Annotated in this window: 15 protein-coding genes; 5 read left to right on the top strand and 10 right to left on the bottom strand. The window is 72.5% G+C overall.

All coding sequences use genetic code 11. The features are described 5' to 3' along the window. Nucleotides 1-931 (bottom strand): serine/threonine-protein kinase (locus ACFW1A_RS30590; protein WP_380414463.1); only part of this gene is annotated, 931 nt, incomplete at its 3' end. Between the two features lie 406 nt (nucleotides 932-1,337). On the opposite strand from ACFW1A_RS30590, the gene ACFW1A_RS30585 reads away from it, so the two are divergent. Beyond that, nucleotides 1,338-1,985, top strand: a complete 648-nt coding sequence (locus tag ACFW1A_RS30585) for a TetR family transcriptional regulator (RefSeq protein WP_380414460.1) — start codon at nucleotides 1,338-1,340, stop codon at nucleotides 1,983-1,985. A 205-nt stretch (nucleotides 1,986-2,190) separates the two neighbouring features. Here ACFW1A_RS30585 and ACFW1A_RS30580 read toward each other — a convergent pair whose 3' ends face one another. The 6 genes from ACFW1A_RS30580 to ACFW1A_RS30555 all read right to left on the bottom strand — a co-directional run bounded on the left by ACFW1A_RS30580 (nucleotide 2,191) and on the right by ACFW1A_RS30555 (nucleotide 7,690). Next, on the bottom strand, nucleotides 2,191-3,135 hold the full coding sequence (locus tag ACFW1A_RS30580; protein WP_380414457.1) for a beta-ketoacyl-ACP synthase III: 945 nt from the start codon (nucleotides 3,133-3,135) through the stop codon (nucleotides 2,191-2,193). A gap of 117 nt (nucleotides 3,136-3,252) precedes the next feature. Further along, nucleotides 3,253-4,200: a hypothetical protein gene (locus tag ACFW1A_RS30575; RefSeq protein ID WP_380414455.1), complete on the bottom strand. Its 948-nt coding sequence runs from the start codon at nucleotides 4,198-4,200 to the stop codon at nucleotides 3,253-3,255. 95 nt (nucleotides 4,201-4,295) lie between these two features. Continuing rightward, nucleotides 4,296-5,459 carry an aminofutalosine synthase MqnE gene (mqnE, locus tag ACFW1A_RS30570; RefSeq protein WP_380414453.1) on the bottom strand — a complete coding sequence of 388 codons (1,164 nt, stop codon included), beginning with the start codon at nucleotides 5,457-5,459 and terminating at the stop codon, nucleotides 4,296-4,298. 53 nt (nucleotides 5,460-5,512) lie between these two features. Continuing rightward, nucleotides 5,513-6,487, bottom strand: a complete 975-nt coding sequence (locus tag ACFW1A_RS30565; RefSeq protein WP_380414451.1) for a threonine/serine dehydratase — start codon at nucleotides 6,485-6,487, stop codon at nucleotides 5,513-5,515. A 7-nt stretch (nucleotides 6,488-6,494) separates the two neighbouring features. Beyond that, entirely contained in the window at nucleotides 6,495-6,956 is a 462-nt protein-coding gene (locus ACFW1A_RS30560) for an Lrp/AsnC family transcriptional regulator (RefSeq protein WP_380414449.1), read from the bottom strand. Nucleotides 6,957-7,021: 65 nt separating this feature from the next. Then, nucleotides 7,022-7,690 (bottom strand): UbiX family flavin prenyltransferase, encoded by a 669-nt coding sequence (locus ACFW1A_RS30555; protein WP_380414447.1) that lies wholly within the window; start codon nucleotides 7,688-7,690, stop codon nucleotides 7,022-7,024. A gap of 40 nt (nucleotides 7,691-7,730) precedes the next feature. Here ACFW1A_RS30555 and ACFW1A_RS30550 point away from each other — a divergent pair, with 40 nt between their 5' ends. Together ACFW1A_RS30550 and ACFW1A_RS30545 are read left to right on the top strand one after the other, a co-directional pair. Further along, nucleotides 7,731-8,477 (top strand): cyclase family protein, encoded by a 747-nt coding sequence (locus ACFW1A_RS30550; RefSeq protein ID WP_380414445.1) that lies wholly within the window; start codon nucleotides 7,731-7,733, stop codon nucleotides 8,475-8,477. A gap of 76 nt (nucleotides 8,478-8,553) precedes the next feature. Further along, nucleotides 8,554-9,264 (top strand): MOSC domain-containing protein, encoded by a 711-nt coding sequence (locus ACFW1A_RS30545; protein ID WP_380414444.1) that lies wholly within the window; start codon nucleotides 8,554-8,556, stop codon nucleotides 9,262-9,264. Between the two features lie 27 nt (nucleotides 9,265-9,291). On the opposite strand, the gene ACFW1A_RS30540 is transcribed toward ACFW1A_RS30545, so the two are convergent. Genes ACFW1A_RS30540 through ACFW1A_RS30530 form a run of 3 tightly spaced genes read right to left on the bottom strand, consistent with a single transcriptional unit; the run spans nucleotide 9,292 to nucleotide 12,072 of the window. Continuing rightward, the gene (locus tag ACFW1A_RS30540) at nucleotides 9,292-9,669 is read right to left on the bottom strand and encodes a VOC family protein (RefSeq protein WP_380414441.1); all 378 of its coding nucleotides are present in this window, start codon (nucleotides 9,667-9,669) and stop codon (nucleotides 9,292-9,294) included. 34 nt (nucleotides 9,670-9,703) lie between these two features. Beyond that, nucleotides 9,704-10,618 carry a menaquinone biosynthesis prenyltransferase MqnP gene (gene mqnP / locus ACFW1A_RS30535; protein WP_380414439.1) on the bottom strand — a complete coding sequence of 305 codons (915 nt, stop codon included), beginning with the start codon at nucleotides 10,616-10,618 and terminating at the stop codon, nucleotides 9,704-9,706. Beyond that, nucleotides 10,615-12,072 (bottom strand): menaquinone biosynthesis decarboxylase, encoded by a 1,458-nt coding sequence (locus ACFW1A_RS30530; RefSeq protein ID WP_380414437.1) that lies wholly within the window; start codon nucleotides 12,070-12,072, stop codon nucleotides 10,615-10,617. Before ACFW1A_RS30530 ends, mqnP begins: the two co-directional genes overlap by 4 nt. Before the next feature lie 96 nt (nucleotides 12,073-12,168). Here ACFW1A_RS30530 and ACFW1A_RS30525 point away from each other — a divergent pair, with 96 nt between their 5' ends. Both ACFW1A_RS30525 and ACFW1A_RS30520 read left to right on the top strand, forming a co-directional pair. Beyond that, the gene (locus ACFW1A_RS30525; RefSeq protein WP_380414435.1) at nucleotides 12,169-12,492 is read left to right on the top strand and encodes a PLD nuclease N-terminal domain-containing protein; all 324 of its coding nucleotides are present in this window, start codon (nucleotides 12,169-12,171) and stop codon (nucleotides 12,490-12,492) included. 418 nt (nucleotides 12,493-12,910) lie between these two features. Beyond that, nucleotides 12,911-13,095, top strand: a 185-nt coding sequence (locus ACFW1A_RS30520; RefSeq protein ID WP_380414433.1) for a carboxyl transferase domain-containing protein, incomplete at its 3' end; no start/stop codon positions are given.

Genomic DNA, 13,095 nt, shown 5'->3' with positions numbered 1-13,095 from the left:
GAGCGGGCGCCGGCGGCGGCACGGTCCGCGAGGGCGGCACCCGGCGGCCGCGCTTGCGCTCGATCAGCTCCAGGGCGCTGGGCGGCAGCCACTCGCCCTCCGACTCCCCGGCGTCGTCCCGGGAGAAGAGGTGCGGGGCCAGCTCGGCCTGGATCTGCTCGGGGGTCGGCCGGTGCTCGGGGGACGGCCGCATGCAGGCCCGCACCAGGTCCACCAGCTCCAGCGGCAGGCCGGACAGGTCCGGCTGCTCGCGCAGCAGCTTGAAGACCGTCTCCACCGGGTTGCCGCCGCGGTAGGGCGGGTGGCCGGTGGCGCAGAAGACGGTCAGCGAGCCGAGCGAGAAGACGTCGCTGGCGCCGGTCACGCTGCGGCTGTCCTTGGCCTGCTCCGGGGACATGTAGGCCGGCGTGCCGACCGCCACGTTGGTCATGGTCAGCCGGGTGTGCGAGACCCCGGCCGCGATCCCGAAGTCGATCACCCGCGGGCCGTCCTCGACCACCAGCACGTTGGACGGCTTGAGGTCACGGTGCACCAGGCCGACGGCGTGGATGGACTGCAGCGCCTCCGCGATGCCGGCGATCAGCCAGCGCACCGCGTCCACCGGCAGCGGCCCGCACTCGCCGACCAGGTCCTCCAGCGAGGGGGCCGGCACGTAGGCGGTGGCCAGCCACGGCACCCGGGCGTCCGCGTCCGCGTCCACCACGGCGGCGGTGTAGAAGCCGCCCACCGTCTTGGCCGCGGCGATCTCCCGGGCGAACCGGACCCGGAACAGCTCGTCCTCGGCCAGTTCGCCGCGCACCGTCTTGATCGCCACCCGGCGGCCGGAGGCGGACCGCGCCAGGTACACCAGCCCCATCCCACCGGCGCCGAGGCGCCCGAGCACCTCGAAGGGCCCGATCCGTCTCGGATCCTGCGCCGTCAGCTGGTCCACTCGGCTGCCACCTCCCCGTCCCCGCACTGCCACCCTCCCCCAGCCTTCGGCCGGGAGGTGCCCCCATGGGGCCGGACCTGATTGTCCAATGCGGCCGCCGTCTGAGCCAATCTCCCCCCGTCCCGTGTTCCCGACCGTGTCGTGCCGCTTCGTCCTGATCCGGCCGTCCCGTCAGCCGCCCTGCCCGAAACGCGTTCTGACACTCCTTCGGAGGTCACCGCATTCACGCGCGGCACTACACAGAGCAACCCGAAGCCCCTTCAGCCCACGCGCCGTCACTCTGTGCCGTCATCAGCACACGGGGGGGCTTCGAATATCGCTATCCCCGTCGCTATTGCCACCCCCGGGCGGACTAATAGTCGCATCACCGAATCGCGCCATGATCGGTGCGCGGTAAGCTGACGGCATGACAGGACAAGTTCGCACCGTCGACGGTCGCGTCGCCGGGCGACGCGGACAGGAGACGCGGCAGAAGCTGCTCGACTGCCTCCGCGAGATGCTCAGCACGTCGCCTTACCGGGACGTCAAGGTCATCGACGTCGCCCGTATGGCGGGTACCTCCCCCGCGACCTTCTACCAGTACTTCCCGGATGTCGAGGGCGCAGTCCTCGAGATCGCCGAGGAAATGGCCAAGGACAGCGTCGAGCTCAAAGAGCTGATCGACGGAAAGTCCTGGGCAGGAAAGTCCGGCACCACCACCTCCGAAGAACTGGTGGACGGATTCCTCGCCTTCTGGCGCAAGAACGATGCCATTCTGCGTGTGGTCACGCTGGGTGCCGCAGAAGGGGACAAGCGGTTCTTCAAGATCCGCATGACCGTCCTCAACTCGGTGGCCAAGCCGCTCGCGGACGCCATCAAGGAGCTCCAGGCCAAGGGCCAGGCCGACAAGGCGCAGGACGCCGCAGCGGTGGCCGGTTCGCTGATCTCGCTGCTCGCGTCGGCGGCCGAGCACCAGAAGGCCTTCACCTCCTGGGGCGTCAAGGTCAAGGACCTCAAGCCCACCCTCGCCCCCATGGTGTACCTGGGCGTCACCGGCAAGAAGCCGCCCAGGTAGACCTCCCGACCACCCGGTAGTCCCCAGCACCACACATGTGCTTGCGCGTGCCCCGGCCTCCTGTCCGGTGGAACGTCGGGCGGCGGCCGTGTCCTCGGGGGAGGTTCGCCGACGTACCGCAGCGCGCCCGCACGACAGAACGCCGAAGGGGCGGGACCCGTACCAGGGTCCCGCCCCTTCGCGCTGCGCGTGGCAGCGACACGCCTCAGGGGCAGCGGATCACCTGTCCGGCGTACGCCAGCCCGCCGCCGAAGCCGAACAGCAGCACCGGGTCGCCGGTGGACAGCTCGCCGCGCTCGACCAGCTTGCTCAGCGCCAGCGGCACGGAGGCGGCCGAGGTGTTGCCGGACTCCACCACGTCCCGGGCGATCACCGCGTCCGGTGCGCCCAGCTTGCCGGCGATCGCCTCGATGATCCGCAGGTTGGCCTGGTGCGCCACGAAGCCCTTCAGCGCGGCCGGCTCGATCCCGGCCTTGGCGCAGGCCTCGCGGGCCAGCGGGGCGATCTTGGTGGTGGCCCAGCGGAAGACCGCCTGGCCCTGCTGGCTGATCACCGGCTTCCAGCCGGTGATGACCACCGCGTCGTTCTTCTCCGGCTCCGAGCCCCACAGCACCGGGCCGATCCCGGGCTCCGCGCCGTCCTCCTGGGCCTCCACCACGGCCGCGCCCGCGCCGTCGGCGAAGATCACGCAGGTCGACCGGTCGGTCCAGTCGAGGGTGTCGCTCATCCGCTCCGCGCCGATCACCAGCGCCCGGGTGGCGGCGCCGGCCCGGATCGCGTGGTCGGCGGTGGCCAGCGCGTAGGAGAAGCCGGAGCAGACCGTGTTGATGTCGTACGCGGCGGGCGCCGGGATGCCGAGCCGGGCCGCCACCGCGCAGGCGGTGTTGGGGCTGCGCTCCACCGCCGTGCAGGTGGCCACCACCACCAGGTCGATCTCGGCGGCGCTGCGCCCGCTGGCGGCGAGCGCCTTCTGGGCCGCCTCGGTGGCCAGGTCGACCAGGGTCTCCGACTCGGCGATGTGCCGTTGGCGGATCCCCACGCGGCTGCGGATCCACTCGTCGTCGGTGTCGACCAGCGCGGCGAGGTCCGCGTTGGTGAGGACCTTGGCGGGCTGGTAGTGGCCGAGCGCGGTGATGCGGGAACCGGTCATGATGCCATGCAACCGGGTTACTCGCGCGTCAACCGGTCACGGCCTGTGACAACGTCCGGCCCCGGAAGCTGTAGGAGCCGGACAACGGGCCTTGCGGCACAAGGGCTCCGCGGAGCGCTACGCGGCCAGCGAAGCTGCGTCGCCCATCACGATCACCGGGTGGGCGGCCGGGTCCAGGGTGCGCAGCAGTTCGGCCATGGTGTCCTCGGTCAGCGAGATGCAGGCGTGGGTCGGGCCGCCGTGATCCACGTGCAGCCAGATGCCGCCGCCCTTGGCCGCGCCCAGCGGCTCGCGCCGGTCCAGCGGGGAATTGCCCGGGACCCGGTTGTAGTCGATCGCCACCACGTAGTCGAAGGCGCCGGCCAGCGAGTCCCCGGTGAAGCCGGAGCCCTCGGCGACGAAGGCGTCGTCCTGGTGGTACGGCAGCTTGCTGCCCGGGTCGGCCTTGCGGCCGCCCGCGTCGCTGAGCGAGAAGACGCCCACCGGGCTGCGCAGGTCGCCCTCGTGGTGGTCGGTGGTCCAGCCCGCGTAGCCGTTGTGCGCCGGCCAGGCCGCGCCGGGGCGCCACCGGCCGTCCGGGGTGCGGCTGTACAGCGTCACCGTGGTGTCGGCCGCGTCCTTGCCGCTGCCCGCGGCGACCAGCACCTGGGTGCTGTCGGCCGGGATCCGGGCCAGGAAGGCGGCGCTCAGCCCGGGCAGCTGCGCCAGCGTGCCGTCGGCCCGGTCGGACCGGTCGGCGGCGGGCGCGTCGGTGTGCGGGGCGGCCGCGGTCGGGCTCGGGCCGGTCGGCGACGGCAGCGGCCGGTCGGGGGCGCTGAGCGGCAGCGCGAGCCCGCGGCCGTGCGCCGCCAGCATCCCGCCCGGGCCGAAGCCCAGCCAGCCGGCGGCCGCGGCTATCAGCAGCGTCATGGTGCCGGCCGCGGCCCGGCCGCGGCGGCGGCGGGACTTGCGCCGCCGCCCGCGGGCCTGCGCCCGCGGGCCCGGCGCGCCCGCGCCACCCGGCTGGTCGGGCCGCGGGGAGCGGCCGCGACGGCGGCTGCCGCTGGCACGATGGGATCCGGACATGCGCCCGATCTTCCCAAACAGACAACGGATTGGTAAACCCGCGCCGCCCTAAATCGCTGTGAAGGGGCGTCAGCGCTGGTGAAGGCCGGTGACGCTCAGAGGCGCATCGCCTGCGGAGTGTCCCGACGGGTGAGATCGGGGCCCTCGTACTCGCGGATGACCTGGTAGCGGGTGTTGCGCTCGACCGGCCGGAAACCGGCGTCCCGGATCAGGTCCAGCAGGTCCTCGCGGCCCAGCTTGTTCGGGGTGCCGAAGTTGTCCGCGTCGTGGGTGATCTTGTACTCGACCACCGAGCCGTCCATGTCGTCCGCGCCGTGGCTGAGCGCCAGCTGCGCGGTGGTGACCCCGTGCATCACCCAGAAGACCTTCACGTGCGGCACGTTGTCGAAGAGCAGCCGGGAGACCGCGAAGGTCTTCAGCGCCTCGGCGCCGGTGGCCATCTCGGTGCGGGCCATCAGCCTGTTGCGGACCACGCCGTCCTTGGAGTCGTGGAAGTCGTGCTGGTAGCGCAGCGGGATGAAGACCTGGAACCCGCCGGTCTCGTCCTGCAGCTCGCGCAGCCGCAGCACGTGGTCCACCCGGTGCCGGGGCTCCTCGATGTGGCCGTAGAGCATGGTGCACGGGGTCTTCAGGCCCTTGCTGTGCGCCAGCCGGTGGATCCGCGACCAGTCCTCCCAGTGGGTGTCGTGGTCGACGATGTGCTGGCGGACCTCCCAGTCGAAGATCTCCGCGCCGCCGCCGGTCAGCGACTCCAGGCCGGCGTCGATCAGCTCGTCCAGGATCTCGTCCGCGCTCAACCCGCTGATCTTCTCGAACCAGTGGATCTCGGTGGCGGTGAAGGCCTTCAGCGAGACGTTCGGCAGCGCCGCCTTCAGCTCCCGCAGCGACCGCGGGTAGTACCGCCAGGGCAGCGTCGGGTGCAGGCCGTTGACGATGTGCAGCTCGGTGAGCGACTCGCTCTCCATCGCCTTCGCCAGCCGCACCGCCTCCTCGATCCGCATCGTGTAGGCGTCCTTCTCGCCCGGCTTGCGCTGGAACGAGCAGTAGGCGCAGGAGGCGGCGCACACGTTGGTCATGTTCAGGTGGCGGTTGACGTTGAAGTGGACCACGTCGCCGTTCTTCCGGGTGCGCACGTGGTGCGCCAGGCCGCCCAGCCAGGCCAGGTCGTCGCTCTCGTAGAGCGCGATCCCGTCCTCGCGGGTCAGCCGCTCGCCCGAGTGGACCTTCGCCTCCAGCTCGCGCTTCAGCCCTGCGTCCATGCGGTGCCCCGCCTCCTGTCCTTCGGTTTCACAGTCCGGACACGAGACTACGCCTATGCCTGGTCGCCCCAGGCCAGCAGCTCCGCCAGCAGCGCGGGTTCCACGTTCCCGCCGCTCACCACGGCCGCGCAGACCCGGCCGCCGATCTCCTTGGCCCGGTGCAGGTACGCCGCCGTGGCCACCGCACCGGACGGCTCGGCCACCAGCCGGCCGCGCCGGGCCAGCACCGCGACGGTGTCCCGGATCTCCTCCTCGGTGACCGTGACGATGTCGTCCACGTAGGCCGTCAGGTGCTCGAACGGCAGCAGGCCGACCGTCGGGGTGCGCAGGCCGTCGGCGATGGTGCGGTAGGTGTCGGCGACCGGCCAGACCACCCGGGTGCCCGAGCGCAGGCTGCCCTGCGCGTCGGCGGCCAGCTCCGGCTCCACCCCGACCACCCGCACCCCGGGGGTGGTCAGCTTGAGCGCGGCCGCGGTGCCGCTGATCAGCCCGCCGCCGGAGACCGGGACCAGCACGGTGTCCAGCTCGTCCGGGGCGTCCTCGCCGATCTCCAGGCCCACCGTGCCCTGTCCGGCGATGATGTGCGGGTCGTCGTACGGCGGCACCCAGACGTAGCCGTGACGGCGCTTCAGCTCGCCCGGCACGTCGTCCCGCTCCTCGGGCGACACCAGCAGCACCTCGGCGCCGAACGCGCGGGTGTTGGCCACCTTCACCGCGGGCGAGGTGTCCGGCATCACGATCACGGCCCTGATGCCCAGCAGCGACGCCGCGTAGGCCACCGCCTGCGCGTGGTTGCCGCTGGACTGGGCGACCACGCCGCGGGCCCGCTCGTCCTCGGTGAGCGCGGCCAGCCGGTTGTAGGCGCCGCGGATCTTGAAGGCGCCGGTCGGCTGGAGGTTCTCGGGCTTGAGCCAGAGCCGGCGGTTGCCGTCCTCGGCCCACGGGCAGGGCATCAGCGGGGTGCGCACCGCCACCCCCGCGATCCGGCGCTGCGCCGCGCGCAGCTCTTCCAGTCCGACCAGTGCCATCAGCCGTTCACTCCCCCTCGCCCAACGGCAGCTCGCTGACCCGGTTCTCCCACTTGGTGGAGAGCACCACGGTGGTCCGGGTGCGGGCCACCCCCTTGGTGCCGGAGAGCCGCTTGACCACCGACTCCAGGCCCTCCACGTCGGAGACCCGGACCTTCAGCATGTACGAGTCGTCGCCCGCGATGAACCAGCAGTCCTCGACCTCGCCGAGGTCCTTCAACCGGCGCGCCACGTCCTCGTGGTCGGCCGCGTCGGTGAGCTGAAGACCGATCAGCGCCGTCACGCCGAAGCCCAGCGAGGCCGGGTTGACGGTGGCCCGGTACCCGGTGATCACCCCCGCCTGCTCCAGCCGGTTGATCCGGTCCGTCACGCTCGGACCCGACAGGCCCACCAGACGGCCCAGTTCCGCGTAGGAAGCCCGGCCGTTCTCCCGCAGCGCCTGGATGAGCTGTCTGTCCACCGTGTCCATGTACCGTCCCGCGTCCTTCCGAACCCAGATATCGCAGAGAACATACTCTCCCGGCACGGGCGCTCTTACGCCCCCTGGGCACCACCCGGGCGCGCCCGAGCCGCACCCAGCTCGCCCGACCAGCGCCGGTACAGCCCGTGCGGCACCCCGACGGCGTCCAGCACCCGGCCCGCCACGAAGTCCACCAGCTCCTGGGCGGTGGACCCGCCGGCGTAGAAACCGGGCGAGGCGGGCAGCACCACCGCGCCGGCCTCGTCCAGCGCGACCAGGTGACGCAGCGTCACTCCGTCGAGCGGCGTCTCGCGCACGCAGACCACCAGCGGGCGGCGCTCCTTGAGGGTGACGGCGGCGGCCCGCTGCAGCAGGTCCTTGCTCAGCCCGAGCGCGATCCCGGCCACCGCCCCCGTGGTGGCCGGCACCACCAGCATCCCCTTGGCCGGGTAGGAGCCGCTGGACGGGCCGGCCGCGAAGTCGCCCGCGGCCCAGTACCGCACGTCGGCCAGGTCGACCCCGTCGCCCAGCCAGGCGGCCAGGTCGGTGCGCCAGTGGGCGTCCCGGAAGGAGATCCCGGTCTCGTCCAGGATGGTCAGCCGCGCGGCCCGGCTGACCACCAGGTCCACCGCCTCGCCGGCCGCCAGCAGCGCGCGGATCACCGCGGCCGGGTACGGGGTGCCGGAGGCCCCGGCGACCGCGACGATCCACGGCCGCCTGGTCAGGAGGTGTTCATTGCCCATACCTGGCACCCTAGGCCCTGTGTCGGGGGAGGATGGTGGGGTGACTGCTCCGGTTCTGCACGACCTCACCCATCAGGTCACCACCGCGATGCCCGTCTACCCGGGCGATCCGGAGGTGTCCCTGCACCCGGCGCTGACCACCGCGACCGCCGGGGTCAACGTGCTCTCGGTGCACCTCGGTTCGCAGTCCGGCACGCACGTGGACGCGCCGTACCACGTGGACGTCACCTGGCCGACCCTGGACGGGCTGCCGCTGGAGCGGTTCACCGGCCCCGCGGTGGTGGCCGACCTGCGCGCGCTGCCCGCCCGCACCGCCGTGACGGCCGATCAGCTCGCCCCGGCGCTGGCCCTGGTGGTGCCCGGGACGGTGCTGCTGCTGGCCACCGGCTGGCCGCGGTTCTGGGGCACCGGCCGGTACCTGGCGCACCCGTACCTGACCCCGGAGGCGGCTCGGGCGATCGTCGCGGCCGGCGTCCGCACGGTCGGGGTGGACGCGCTCAACGTCGACCCCACCCCCGACCCCGGGCCGGGCGACCCGGCGGTGGCCGCGCTGCTGGCCGGCCTGGCCGACGACCACGACCCGGCCCCGGCGCCCGAGCCGGAGCTGGCCGCGCACCGGATCCTGCTCGGTGCCGAGGGCGGCGGGGTGATCTGCGAGAACCTCACCGACCTGACGGTGCTGCTGGAGGCGCAGGCCCGGCAGAAGCCGATCACCGTCTCGCTCTTCCCGCTGCGGCTGGCGGCGGCCGACGGCGCGCCGGTGCGGGCGGTGGCCAGCATCGGCTGACCGGCGGCCAGCACCGGTCGATCACAACGGACTTGGTCTAGACCATCCAGGGAGCGCACCGATAGGCTGACCGGCCATGGCAGAGATCATCGGAGTGGTGGAGCGCCTGTGGCGCTACCCCGTGAAGTCCACCGCCGGCGAGCGCCTGGCCGCGGTGGCCGTCGATGATCGCGGCCTGGCCGGGGACCGCCTGTACGCCGTGCGCGACGGCGAGGGCCGGTTCGGCTCCGGCAAGACCACCCGCCGGTTCCGCCGGATGGACGGCCTGCTGCGGCTCGGCTCCCGGCTCGGGCGGGCACTGGACGGCCCGGAGCTGATCGACCCGCTGGGCCGCACCGTCCCCGACCCGACCGCCTTCCTGCGCGCCTACCTGCAGCGCCCCGACGTCGAACTGGCCCGCGAGGACGCGGTCTCGCACTTCGACCAGCTGCCGGTCAGCGTGCTCAGCACCGCCACCCTGGACTGGCTGCGCGAGGCCGTCCCGACCGCCCTGGTGGACGAACGCCGGTTCCGCCCCAACGTCCTGCTGCGCACCCCGCCCGGCACCCGTCCGTTCGTCGAGGACGAGTGGTTCGGCCGCGAGGGCCGGCTCAGGTCCGGGCTGCGGCTGGCCTTCGTCCGCTCCAGCGAGCGGTGCGTGATGTCCACCGCCGCCCAGCCCGGACTGCCGCACGCCCCCGAGATCCTGCGCACCCTGGCCCGCGCGCACGACGGCCGGCTGGACGCGCTGGCCACCGTCACCGTGCCGGGCGTGCTCCGGGTCGGCGACCGGCTGCGGCTGCACTGAGGCCCGCCGCGGCCGCACCGGACCGGATCACCGCGGCTCGGCCGCCAGCAGGCAGAACGGGTGCCCCGCCGGGTCGGCGTAGACCACCCAGCCCGCCTCGCGCCGCAGGAAGGCCGCGCCGTGCGCCGTCACCTCGCGCTCGGCCCCGGCCAGGTCCGCCACCTCGACGTCCAGGTGGAACTGCTGCGGGTGGGCCGGGTCCGGCCACTGCGGCGGGTGGAAGTCCGCCACCCGCTGGAAGGCCAGCACCAGGCCGGCCGGGGTGTGCAGGGTGGACCACCCGTCGTCCAGCGACCAGCGCGGGTCCGGCCGGTCCACCTCGCCGCCGAGCAGCAGGGCGTAGAACCGGGCCAGCGCGGGCGGGTAGTGGCAGTCCAGGACCACGCACTGCAGGGTGCCGAGCATCGCGGGCCTCCTCCTCGTCGCTGCTCCGATCCTCTCAGGCCAGGTGCATCCCGCGCAGGATCAGGTCGAGCAGCGCGAAGACGAAGAGCGAGATGCCGACGAAGCCGTTGGTGGTGAAGAAGGCCCGGTTCAGCCGGGACAGGTCGCCCGGCTTGACGATCGCGTGCTCGTAGCAGAACGCCGCGATCACCACGACCAGGCCCACGTAGAACGACGGGCCGGCATCGGTCAGCACCCCGTACCAGGCGAGCAGCGCGGTGGTCACCACGTGGCAGCCGCGCGCGCCGTACAGCGCCGCCGCGATGCCGAACCGGGCCGGCACCGAGCGGACGCCCTCGGCCCGGTCGGCGGCCACGTCCTGGCAGCCGAAGATCAGGTCGAAGCCGCCGATCCAGATGCCGACCGCCAGGCCGAGCACCACCGCGTCCCAGGACCAGGTACCGGTCACCGCGAGCCAGGCGCCCACCGGGCCCATCGCCTGGGCCAGGCCCAGGATCGCGTGCGGGAAGTCGGTGAACCGCTTGCCGTACGGGTAGACCACCATCGGCACCACGGCCACCGGGGCCAGCGCCAGGCAGAGCGGGTTGAGCAGCGCCGCCGCCCCCAGGAAGACCAGCAGGGCCAGCGCCGAGCCGGTGTAGGCGGTGCGCAGCGAGACCGCGCCGGTGACCAGCTCGCGGCCCGCGGTGCGCGGATTGCGGGCGTCGATCTCCCGGTCGATGATCCGGTTGGCCGCCATCGCGAAGGTGCGCAGCGCGACCATGGCCACGGTGACCAGGAAGAGCGTGCCCCAGTGCACCCGCCGGTCGGCCAGGAACATCGCGGTCAGGGTGGCGATGTAGGCGAACGGGAGGGCGAAGATCGAGTGCTCGATCAGCACCAGCCGCAGGAAGGCCTTGACCTTGCCCGGCGGCGGCGGCGCTTCGAACAGGTCGGCCGTCGTGCTCACAGTCCGTATTCCTTCCAGCGCCTGGTCACCTTGGCGGCGGTGGCCGGGTCCGAGGTGATCATCTCGGGCCACCCGCCGTCCCGGGTGTACCCCTCCTCGGGGAGCTTACGGGTCGCGTCGATGCCCGCCTTGCCGCCCCAGAACTTCTGGTACGAGGCGTGGTCCAGGTGGTCCACCGGGCCCTCCACCACGCTCAGGTCACGGCTGTAGTCCACGTTGCCCAGGGCCCGCCAGGCGACCTCCTGGTAGTCGTGCACGTCGCAGTCGGCGTCCACCACGATGATCAGCTTGGTCAGCGACATCATGTGCGCGCCCCAGACCGCGTGCATCACCTTCTGGGCGTGCTTGGGGTACTTCTTGTCGATCGAGACGATCACGCAGTTGTGGAAGCCGCCGGCCTCCGGCAGGTCGTAGTCCACGATGTCCGGCACGATCACCTTGAGCAGCGGCAGGAAGAACCGCTCGGTGAACTTGCCCAGCGGGCCGTCCTCGGTGGGCGGGCGGCCGACCACGATGGACTGCAGCAGCGGGCGGCGGCGCATGGTGACGCAGTCGACGGTCAGCGCCGGGAACGGCTCCTGCGGGGTGTAGAAGCCGGTGTGGTCGCCGAACGGGCCCTCCGGCAGCAGCTGGTCCGGCTCCAGCCAGCCCTCCAGCACCACCTCGGCGTCGGCCGGCACCTGCAGCGGCACGGTCTTGCAGTCGACCATCTTGACCCGCTCGCCGGCCACGAAGCCGGCGAACAGGTACTCGTCGATGTCCCCGGGCAGCGGCGCGGTGGCCGCGTAGGTCACCACCGGCGGGCAGCCGAAGGCGATCGCCACCGGCAGCCGCTCGCCGCGCCGGGCCGCCACGGCCGCGTGGTTGCGGCTGTCCTTGTGGATCTGCCAGTGCATCCCGATGGTGCGCCGGTCGTGCCGCTGCAGCCGGTACAGGCCCAGGTTGCGGACCCCGGTGTCCGGGTCCTTGGTGTGGGTCAGGCCCAGGTTGAAGAAGGAGCCGCCGTCCTTGGGCCAGGTGAACAGGGCGGGCAGCTGGTCCAGGTCCACCTGGTCCCCGGTCAGCACCACCTCCTGCACCGGCGCCTCGGTGGACTTGACCTTGCGCGGCGGCACGTGGGTCATCGAGGCGAGCTTGCCGAAGGCGTCCCGCACGCCGGTGAAGCCGTGCGGCAGCTCGGGCTTGAGCAGGCCGGCGATCTTCTCCGCGATGTCCTCGGGCGACTTGAGGCCGAGCGCCTTGGCGAGGCGGCGCTCGGTGCCGAAGACGTTCATCGCCAGCGGCATCGCCGAGCCCTTGACGTTCTCGAAGAGCAGCGCCGGGCCCTTCTCCTTCTGCACCCGGTCGACGATCTCCCCGACCTCCAGGTAGGGGTCGACCTCCACCTTGATGCGCTTGAGCTCGCCTTCTCGTTCGAGGGCCCGCAGGAAGGAGCGGAGATCGTCGTATGCCATGGGAGCCAGTATCGGGCACGCGTTAGCCTGGGCCGGTCATCGGGCTCCCGGCCGGCCGGGGCGCCCGGTCCGCCCGCGCGCCGAGGGGTCGCCACCGTGCTGGAGTACCTGCCGTTCCTGCTCGTCCTGGCCCTGTGGGTGTGGGCCTTCGTGGACTGCCTGAGCACGCCCGAGGAGCAGGTCCGCCACCTGCCGAAGGTGGTCTGGGTGCTGGTCATCCTGTTCTTCGGCGAGGTGCTGCTCGGTCCGCTCGCGTGGCTGCTCGCAGGGCGCCGGCGCGGCCCGCTGCCCCTCGCCCGCCCGGCCGCCGGCGGACCCGGGCGCACCCTGGCGCCGGACGACGATCCGGAGTTCCTCGCCTCCCTCCGGCGCCGACTGGCCGACGAGCAGGGCGACGAACGGGGCGAGGGCCGGGGCTGACCCCCGCAGGGCCGATGTGCCTTTTGGCGTATCCCTACGATTGCCGCCACATGAACAGCACCCCGTTCGACTGCTTGCGGGTCACTCCCGGGCCACTCCCCCGCCACCGCCAGGCCCCCGACAGCACCTGGCAGGACCCGCTCTGACCTGCACAATCGGCAGGCAGTAGACTTCGCCGCGCATCTTGACGTGCACCGTGCACGATCGCTGCGCCGATCGGCCCCGAGCGCCCCGATTCAGGGCATCCGATCAGGTTTTCTGTATGGCTCCGACAGCGAATGCTCGTCGACCTTGTGCGGAATCAACGCCGAACCCGGGCCCGCCTCCCTCGTAGTGTCGTAGGGGAAGAAGGAAATCGCAGCCGGGGCTCCCCAACCGACGCCGACTGCTCGCTCGCTCAACTGCCTGGGAGTTCGAGATGACGGTGTTGCGGGAAGCCGCCGATGCGCGCGGTCGGGTCGACGAGCTGCGCTCGCTGCGCGCCGAGGTGCTCCGCGGCCCGAGCGACGCGGCGACCGAGGCGCAGCACGCGAAGGGGAAGTTGACGGCCCGTGAGCGGATCGGGCTGTTGCTGGACGAGGGTTCGTTCCACGAGGTGGAGCC

It is taken from the genome of Kitasatospora sp. NPDC058965, assembly GCF_042741245.1.
Taxonomy (GTDB): domain Bacteria; phylum Actinomycetota; class Actinomycetes; order Streptomycetales; family Streptomycetaceae; genus Kitasatospora.
This window is presented reverse-complemented; position numbering and strand designations above follow the sequence as displayed.

Excerpts from the sequence above, each read along its gene's own strand:
- ACFW1A_RS30585 (WP_380414460.1), top strand. The coding sequence starts at position 1,338 with ATGACAGGACAAGTTCGCACCGTCGACGGTCGCGTCGCCGGGCGACGC.
- ACFW1A_RS30580 (WP_380414457.1), bottom strand. The coding sequence starts at position 3,135 with ATGACCGGTTCCCGCATCACCGCGCTCGGCCACTACCAGCCCGCCAAG.
- ACFW1A_RS30575 (WP_380414455.1), bottom strand. The coding sequence starts at position 4,200 with ATGTCCGGATCCCATCGTGCCAGCGGCAGCCGCCGTCGCGGCCGCTCC.
- mqnE (WP_380414453.1), bottom strand. The coding sequence starts at position 5,459 with ATGGACGCAGGGCTGAAGCGCGAGCTGGAGGCGAAGGTCCACTCGGGC.
- ACFW1A_RS30565 (WP_380414451.1), bottom strand. The coding sequence starts at position 6,487 with ATGGCACTGGTCGGACTGGAAGAGCTGCGCGCGGCGCAGCGCCGGATC.
- ACFW1A_RS30560 (WP_380414449.1), bottom strand. The coding sequence starts at position 6,956 with ATGGACACGGTGGACAGACAGCTCATCCAGGCGCTGCGGGAGAACGGC.
- ACFW1A_RS30555 (WP_380414447.1), bottom strand. The coding sequence starts at position 7,690 with ATGGGCAATGAACACCTCCTGACCAGGCGGCCGTGGATCGTCGCGGTC.
- ACFW1A_RS30545 (WP_380414444.1), top strand. The coding sequence starts at position 8,554 with ATGGCAGAGATCATCGGAGTGGTGGAGCGCCTGTGGCGCTACCCCGTG.
- ACFW1A_RS30540 (WP_380414441.1), bottom strand. The coding sequence starts at position 9,669 with ATGCTCGGCACCCTGCAGTGCGTGGTCCTGGACTGCCACTACCCGCCC.
- ACFW1A_RS30530 (WP_380414437.1), bottom strand. The coding sequence starts at position 12,072 with ATGGCATACGACGATCTCCGCTCCTTCCTGCGGGCCCTCGAACGAGAA.